The sequence below is a fragment of the Arthrobacter sp. HMWF013 genome (assembly GCF_003061105.1).
Classification (GTDB): Bacteria; Actinomycetota; Actinomycetes; order Actinomycetales; family Micrococcaceae; genus Arthrobacter.
In genome coordinates this window covers 1-7084 of the sequence record NZ_QAIQ01000440.1, presented here as the reverse complement: position 1 = coordinate 7084, position 7084 = coordinate 1, and the positions used below count along the sequence as shown (strand labels likewise).

Annotated in this window: 7 protein-coding genes; 4 read left to right on the top strand and 3 right to left on the bottom strand. The window is 65.8% G+C overall.

Annotated elements, in window-relative coordinates; all coding sequences use genetic code 11:
- Nucleotides 1-310 precede the first annotated feature (310 nt).
- The 4 genes from DBR22_RS15885 to nhaA all read left to right on the top strand — a co-directional run bounded on the left by DBR22_RS15885 (nt 311) and on the right by nhaA (nt 3997).
- Nucleotides 311-1837, top strand: a complete 1527-nt coding sequence (locus tag DBR22_RS15885; protein ID WP_108599816.1) for an SDR family oxidoreductase — start codon at nt 311-313, stop codon at nt 1835-1837.
- 50 nt (nt 1838-1887) lie between these two features.
- Nucleotides 1888-2385: a DUF2505 domain-containing protein gene (locus DBR22_RS15880; RefSeq protein ID WP_108599815.1), complete on the top strand. Its 498-nt coding sequence runs from the start codon at nt 1888-1890 to the stop codon at nt 2383-2385.
- 4 nt (nt 2386-2389) lie between these two features.
- The gene (locus tag DBR22_RS15875; protein ID WP_108599814.1) at nt 2390-2611 is read left to right on the top strand and encodes an SCO4848 family membrane protein; all 222 of its coding nucleotides are present in this window, start codon (nt 2390-2392) and stop codon (nt 2609-2611) included.
- A 72-nt stretch (nt 2612-2683) separates the two neighbouring features.
- Nucleotides 2684-3997 (top strand): Na+/H+ antiporter NhaA, encoded by a 1314-nt coding sequence (gene nhaA / locus DBR22_RS15870; protein WP_108599813.1) that lies wholly within the window; start codon nt 2684-2686, stop codon nt 3995-3997.
- A gap of 184 nt (nt 3998-4181) precedes the next feature.
- Here nhaA and sufU read toward each other — a convergent pair whose 3' ends face one another.
- The 3 genes from sufU to DBR22_RS15855 form a co-directional block, all read right to left on the bottom strand.
- On the bottom strand, nt 4182-4634 hold the full coding sequence (gene sufU, locus DBR22_RS15865; protein WP_108599812.1) for a Fe-S cluster assembly sulfur transfer protein SufU: 453 nt from the start codon (nt 4632-4634) through the stop codon (nt 4182-4184).
- A 24-nt stretch (nt 4635-4658) separates the two neighbouring features.
- Nucleotides 4659-5984, bottom strand: coding sequence for a SufS family cysteine desulfurase (locus DBR22_RS15860; RefSeq protein ID WP_108599811.1), 1326 nt, complete (start codon nt 5982-5984; stop codon nt 4659-4661).
- A gap of 556 nt (nt 5985-6540) precedes the next feature.
- The coding region (locus tag DBR22_RS15855) for a helix-turn-helix transcriptional regulator (RefSeq protein ID WP_219928131.1) at nt 6541-7084 on the bottom strand (544 nt) is incomplete at its 5' end.

Here is a 7084-nt window from a genome sequence, read left to right as displayed (position 1 = left end):
ATCTGGTAGTCCTGGCCCCGGATGTCGAACCCCCGGCCGGCCTCGGCCCGGACGCGGGCGAAGGTCTGGTCTCCGGCGAGGACGCGGCGCAGTCCGTCGAGTGACGGGCCGTGATGGGACGGGCCGGTGAGGCTCATGGCGGAAGCTCCTGTGGTGTTCGGAGAAAAGCAGGCAACACGAAAACCCGAAATTCGCAAGAATCCCGGGTATTCCCAGCCTACCGCGCGACGCGCCAGACTAAGCTTTCAGGACCCACGGCCATCCGGACGCCCCGCGGCTACGAATGGCAAAGTGAGAAGAAGGAGTCTTCATGACGGGCACATCCGAGTCATCAGCGCGCGCCGCAGCCAAGACCGTCCTGGTCACCGGGGCCACCGGCTACATCGGCGGACGGCTGGTGCCCAAACTCCTGGAGGCCGGGCACCGCGTCAAGGTCCTGGTCCGGTCCCCCGATAAAATCTCGGGGGTCCCGTGGCTGGCGAAGGTGGAAGTGATCCAGAGCAGCCTCGACGACGGAGAGGCACTGCGCGAGGGGCTCGCCGGCGTCGACGTCCTGTATTACCTGGTCCATTCCATGGCTGCCGGCGCCGGTTTCGAGGCCAAGGAGAAGGCGATGGCGGAGACCGTCGCCAAAGCGGCCGCGGACGCCGGTACCAGCCGCATTGTGTATATGGGCGGCCTTCATCCGGCCAATGCGAAACTGTCCACCCACATGCGTTCCCGGGAGACGGTAGGCAAGGTCTTCCTTGACAGCCCGGTGGATGCGATCGTCTTCCAGGCCGGCGTGGTGATCGGTTCCGGTTCAGCGTCCTTCGAGATGATCAGGCACCTCGCCGAGACACTCCCCTTCATGCCGGCACCCAGCTGGGTCCGCAACAGGATCGAAGCCATTGCCGTCCGGGATGTGCTCCATTACCTCGTGGGCGCCGCCTCCCTTGAAGGCCATATCAACCGCACGTTCGATATCGGCTGCCGGCAGGTGCTCACCTACGCCGGCATGATGAAGGAGTACGCCGCCGAGGCAGGTCTGCCGTACCGCGTGGTGCTGGCGCTGCCCATCCCAGCGCCCAAGCTTGCGGGCATGTGGGTGGCACTGACCACGCCCATCCCGCTGTCCATGTCGCTCCCCTTGGTCCAGTCGCTCCAGGACGACGCCGTTTCCGGCGAACACGACATCGACCAGTACATCCCCCGGCCCGACGGCGGCCTGACCAGTTACCGGACCGCCGTCGCCCTGGCGCTGGGCAAGGAACGCGATGGACAGGTGGAGACCACCTGGGCCAATGCCGGCGCCGATGCCGATCCGCTGCCCAGCGACCCGGACTGGGCCGGACACAAGGTCTACGTGGATGAGCGCACCTTCCACGGGGACGTTGATCCTGCCCATGTATGGACCATCATCGAAGGGATCGGCGGCCGCAACGGCTGGTATTCCCTCCCGCTGGCCTGGCAGGTCCGCGGCTGGCTGGACAAGCTCACCGGCGGGGCAGGCCTGCTGCGCGGCCGCCGCCATCCCGGCAACCTGGCTGTCGGAGAAGTGGTGGACTGGTGGCGGGTGGAGCGGATCGAGCGTGGGAAGCTGCTCCGGCTGCGGGCCGAGATGCGTGCTCCCGGACGGGCATGGCTGGAGCTCGCGGTGGAACCGGACGGCAACGGCAGCCTGTACCGCCAGCGCGCCATTTTCTTCCCCAAAGGCCTCAGCGGCAAGCTGTACTGGCTTGCCGTACTTCCCTTCCACAGCCTCATCTTCCCGGCGATGTCCCGGAACATCACCGCAGCCGCCCAGAAGCTCGCGCAGGCAGACACCGGTTCTGAGAACCTTCCTGCCGCCCCGTAGGATGTGGGGAGCAAAAAGCGTTCTGACACTGAAGAATCACTGGAGGATTCATGGCACTGAGTGCAACCACTACCCTTCCGCACGCCGTCGACAGCGTTGCAGCTGTCCTGGTGAACGAGGATTTCCAGCGACACACCAGTGAGCTTGTGGGCGGGACCCTGGAGTCCTTCGCGGTGACCGGTGACGTGGCAGGCGCCTTCAGCACCACCTCCGTCCGGACCCTGCCCACCACGCGCCTGCCGGAAATTGCCCGCAAGTTCGTGGGTGAGAGCCTCACGGTGACCCAGGTGGAGAACTGGGACGCCCCGTCGGCTGACGGCTCACGCCAAAGCAACATCTCGCTGAAGATCGCAGGCGCCCCTGTGGATGTCTCCGCAGTCCAGCGCCTTGTTGCGGAGGGCGGCAGCACCCGGATCGATTTGGAAGGAAACGTCACCTCCTCGGTGCCGTTCCTGGGCGGCAAGATCGCGGCCGCCGCTGAGCCCATGGTTGCCAAGGCCTTGAACCTGCAGTCCCAGCAGGCCCAGGCCTGGCTCGAAAGCCACTAAGGCGATGCAGCTCCCGCTCTTCGCTGCCTGGGTCCTGATCCTGGCCGGCGTCTGGTCCCTGGTGGTGTGGCCGCAGTTCCTGAAGCGTGTGATGAAGGATCCCCGCGCCAGGGACGCTGCCGGCAAGGCCACGAAGTTCCTCACGGTCCACGTGGTGCTGGTCAGCATCTCGATGGTGTTGGGGGCTGCCACCGCGGTAATCGGAGTTATGGGCCTGCTCGGCTAGACTGGTCAAAGGTGCGCCGGGAAGTCTGGTCGGCAACAATTTTGCCGACCCCTCAGTTCCCCAGGAGCCGTTATGGCCAAGCGCCCTTCCCGTCCTTCCCCTGCTGCCAGGGTTCTTAGCCGATCCAGTTACCCGGAGTACCTCAGGATCTCCGAGATCCTGAGGCTCGAGACCGTGGGCGGGGCACTGCTCCTCATGGCCACCGCCATTGCCCTCATCTGGGCCAATTCCGCGGCCGCCGACGGGTATTTTGCCCTTCGTGACCTGAAGATCGGCTACGAGCCGTGGCACCTCCAGCTGTCGTTGGGACATTGGGCCTCTGACGGGCTCCTGGCCATCTTCTTCTTCATCGCCGGGCTTGAACTTAAACGCGAGTTCGTCTCCGGGGAGCTCCGGACCATGTCCAAGGCGGTGGTGCCGGTGGCTGCTGCGGTGGGCGGAGTGGCTGTTCCCGCCATCATCTACACCCTGGTCAACCTCAACCAGGGCGCCGAAAGCCTGCGGGGCTGGGCCATCCCCACGGCTACCGACATTGCCTTCGCGCTGGCGGTGCTTGCTGTCATCAACAGCCACTTGCCCGCCGCCCTCCGCACCTTCCTGCTCACCCTGGCCGTGGTGGATGACCTCCTGGCGATCGGCATCATCGCGTTCTTCTACTCCTCCGGCCTGCAGCCGCTCTTCCTGCTGGCCGCCCTGCTCCCGCTGGGCCTGTTTACTTTTCTCGTCCAGAAACGCATCCGCAGCTGGTATCTCCTGCTTCCGCTCGCCTTCGCTACCTGGGCGCTGGTCCATGCCTCCGGGATCCATGCCACTGTGGCGGGCGTACTGCTCGGCTTCGCCGTGCCGGTCCTGGCGTCCAGGAAGCGCGGCGAATCCGGCGCCGGAATGGCCGAATCCTTCGAGCACCGCCTGCGCCCGCTGTCAGCAGGTTTCGCCGTCCCGGTGTTTGCCTTCTTCTCCGCCGGCGTTGCCCTCGGGGGGTTTGACGGGATCCGCTCAGCGCTGACCGATTCCGTTGCTGTGGGCATCGTGGCCGCCCTGGTCATCGGCAAGACTGTTGGCATCTTCGGCACCACCTACGTGCTCACGAAGACCACCAGGGCAAAGCTCGACGACAGCCTCGCGTGGGTTGATGTGGCCGGCCTTGCACTGCTGGCAGGCGTGGGCTTCACGGTGTCGTTGCTGGTAGCCGAGCTCAGCTTCGGCCCCGGCTCACCGCATGACGACCATGCGAAGGTGGCCATCCTGACAGGTTCACTGGCTGCTGCACTGCTGGCAACGGTGGTGCTTCGGCTGCGGAACCGGCATTACCGGACGGTCGAAGAAGTCGAGCGCAGGGACGCCGACGGCGACGGCGTCCCGGATGTCTTCGAGCACAAGGCCTAAGCCGCCCCGGCCGGCGTCGCCTTACCCGTCAGCCGACGTTCCCCAGCCCACGCCATCGGGTGGCTGGATCCCGGCGTTCTGATACGCGCTTAGGGCCGACATCTCACCCCTCGATGAGGGGCGGCTCGCTGGCGCAAGGCTCAGGCCGGCTTATGGCTCCAACTGGCTGAGGGCGCAGGCTGCCTCAGGCTGCCGCCTGGTTCACGGCGTCTTCGGCGGCGACCCAGGAGATCATGGCGCACTTGACGCGTGCGGCGTAACGGGCCACGCCCTCGAAGGCGGCGGCGTCGCCCAGGATTTCAGGATCGGCGTGGACCTTGCCGCGTGAGCGGAGGACCTCGCGGAAACTGTCGATGATCCCGTGCAGCTCGGCAACGCTGAGGCCCTCGGCCAGCTCGCTGAGGACCGACGCCGATGCCATGGAAATGGAGCATCCCGCCCCGTCCCAGGAAATCTGTGCCACCTTGCCGTCTTCCACAGCGACCCGGACGGTGACCTCATCGCCGCACACCGGGTTGAGCTGGTGCGACTGGCCCGTCGAGGCTCCCAGGGGCGCCTCAGTCCCGGCCAGGCCGCTGCCGTGGCGGGCCTTGGAATGGTCAAGGATGATCTGCTGGTACAGCTGGTCAAGACTCATGGACACATCTTTCGGTGGGGCGCGCTAGACGCGGAAGTAGGAGCGGACGCCTGCCACGGCATCGAGGAACGCATCGACGTCGTCGGTGGTGTTGTAGAGATAGGCGCTGGCCCGTGTGGTGGCGGTGAGGCCCAGGCGCCGGTGCAGCGGCTGGGCGCAGTGGTGGCCCACGCGGACGGCGATGCCCCGCGAATCAAGGAACTGGCCGACGTCGTGCGCGTGCACACCCTCGACGTCGAACGCTGCCAGCCCGATTCTTTCCTGTCCGGCAGCGGGCCCCAGGACCCGGATCCCCGGAAGGGCTTCCAGCCCGGCAACCATGCGCTGGCCAAGCTCAGCTTCCCAGCGGTGCACACGGTCCAGGCCGGTCTCCGTGAGGTAGTTGGCAGCAGCCGCCAGGGCAACGGCCTGGGAAATCCGCTGGGTGCCGGCCTCGAAGCGCTGGGGAGCCGGCAGGTACTCTGCCCGTTCCATGGTCACGGTGGTGATCATGGAACCCCCGGTAAGGAACGGCGGCAGCGTGTCCAGGATGTCCTGTTTGCCATACAGGACGCCGATCCCGGTGGGCGCCAGCATTTTGTGGCCCGAGAACACGGCGAAGTCAACGTCCAGGTCCTTGACGTCCAACGGCAGGTGGGGCGCGGACTGGCACGCATCCAGGACCACCAACGCCCCGGCCTTGCGGCCCAATGCCACCAACTCCTTCACAGGGTTGATGGTTCCAAGGACATTGGAGGCGTGGGTAAAAGCCAGGACTTTGGTCCTGCTGCTGAGAATTTCGGCCGCGACGTCGAGCCGCAGGGAGCCGGCGTCGTCGATGGGGATGTAGCGGAGGGTGGCGCCCGTGCGGAAGGCCAGCTCCTGCCACGGAATCAGGTTGGCGTGATGCTCCATTTCGGTGACCACGATCTGGTCCCCGGGGCCGACGGCGAGTTCCCTGAGCCGTGCGTCCCCCCTGCCCTGCGCCGACCACAAGGTGGCGTTGGACAGCGCATAGCTGATGAGGTTAAGGCCCTCGGTGGCGTTCGAGGTCCACACTGTCTCGGCGTAGTCCGCCCCAATGAAGTCCGCAAGGGTCTGGCGGGCGTCCTCGAAAACTTCGGTGGCTTCCACGGCGAGGTGGTGAGCGCCGCGGTGCACGGCGGCGTTGCGCTGTTCGTAGAACTCCTGCTCAGCTTCGATCACACTGAGCGGGTTCTGGGATGTGGCACCGGAGTCCAGGTAGACCAGCTGCTGTCCGTTGACGTGCTGGCCCAGAACCGGGAAGTCGTTTCGAATCCTGAGGACTTCGGCATTATCCATGGCCGGCACGGCGCGTTCCAGCGTGGCAGGCGTTGATACTAAGGCCAAAGCTAACTCCTTGAGATGCCAATGGATTGACACTCAATTGTCCCACAGCACCACTGTGGCGGCGGTCCGAGGGCCAACCGCCACAGCAGCTCCGGGCTTCGACCCGCGGAGAGGAGGGCCGGCGACGGCTGGGGGGAGAGCCTCGGTCTCAGAAGACTCTGACGTCGCCGGCCCCGTCTATGTCCGGCCTATAAGCCGGAAGTCATTCTCAAGACGAGACCTGGAAAGTCTGGTGGCAGTCCGACCGGTGTTTGCCGCCGTATCTTTCTGCCTCTCCTAGTTAAGCCTTTCCGGGCACCCGTAACACGAGTAGGCGGTACTCGACTTCTACGCTCCGGTCCTCCGGGTTACGCGCTGCTGATACGCGTATTTCGTAACTGCCAATACTTGGCTCCCCTACGGTTCCCTGGCGGTGGCGCGGGGCCCGGTCCTGACGGCGCTGGGCCTCGATTCAAGAGTCCCTACAACGCGCATCAGCTGCCGCGGGGCAGGCCCGGCGGCACAACGGGAGCAGAGGGGGCGTGGCCGTATATGTCAGCGCAGGGAGGAGCCGGACTTACCGCGGCAGCGCGGTAGCCAGTTCGTCGCGGCTCCGTACCCCGAGTTTGACGTAGGTACGGTACAGGTGGCCCTCCACAGTCCGCACCGACACCATAAGCCGCTGGGCGATCTCGCGGTCAGTCAGTCCCTGGACCGCAAGCTCCACGATGTCCTGCTCCCGCCGGGTGAGATGCACGGCGGGAGCTGCCGCGATGAACTGGCCCTCGCGGAACCGCTCGCCGAGTTCGTGATCGCATTTCTCCCGCAGGGCCACAGCCTGGCGTGCCCTGCGGCGTTCCCCCGAGTTCTCGAGGACGGAGCTCGCGCGGGCGTAGGCTTCCCTGGCCAGATTCACGAATCCGGAGGTTTCCAGGTTTGCGGCGGTGTCCATCAGGGCGTCGGCATCCGCGGACTCCCAATGGCGGGCGAGGGTCAGCACGGCCGCTGCCCAGCGTCCTTCAACGTTCCCGGCGACGGATTGGACCAGGGGAATTACCGAATGGTCGCCCAGGTCCCAGCACACTGCCAGAAGCTCCAGCAACATGCCCGCACGTGCGGAC

Excerpts from the sequence above, each read along its gene's own strand:
- DBR22_RS15885 (WP_108599816.1), top strand. The coding sequence starts at position 311 with ATGACGGGCACATCCGAGTCATCAGCGCGCGCCGCAGCCAAGACCGTC.
- DBR22_RS15880 (WP_108599815.1), top strand. The coding sequence starts at position 1,888 with ATGGCACTGAGTGCAACCACTACCCTTCCGCACGCCGTCGACAGCGTT.
- DBR22_RS15875 (WP_108599814.1), top strand. The coding sequence starts at position 2,390 with ATGCAGCTCCCGCTCTTCGCTGCCTGGGTCCTGATCCTGGCCGGCGTC.
- nhaA (WP_108599813.1), top strand. The coding sequence starts at position 2,684 with ATGGCCAAGCGCCCTTCCCGTCCTTCCCCTGCTGCCAGGGTTCTTAGC.
- sufU (WP_108599812.1), bottom strand. The coding sequence starts at position 4,634 with ATGAGTCTTGACCAGCTGTACCAGCAGATCATCCTTGACCATTCCAAG.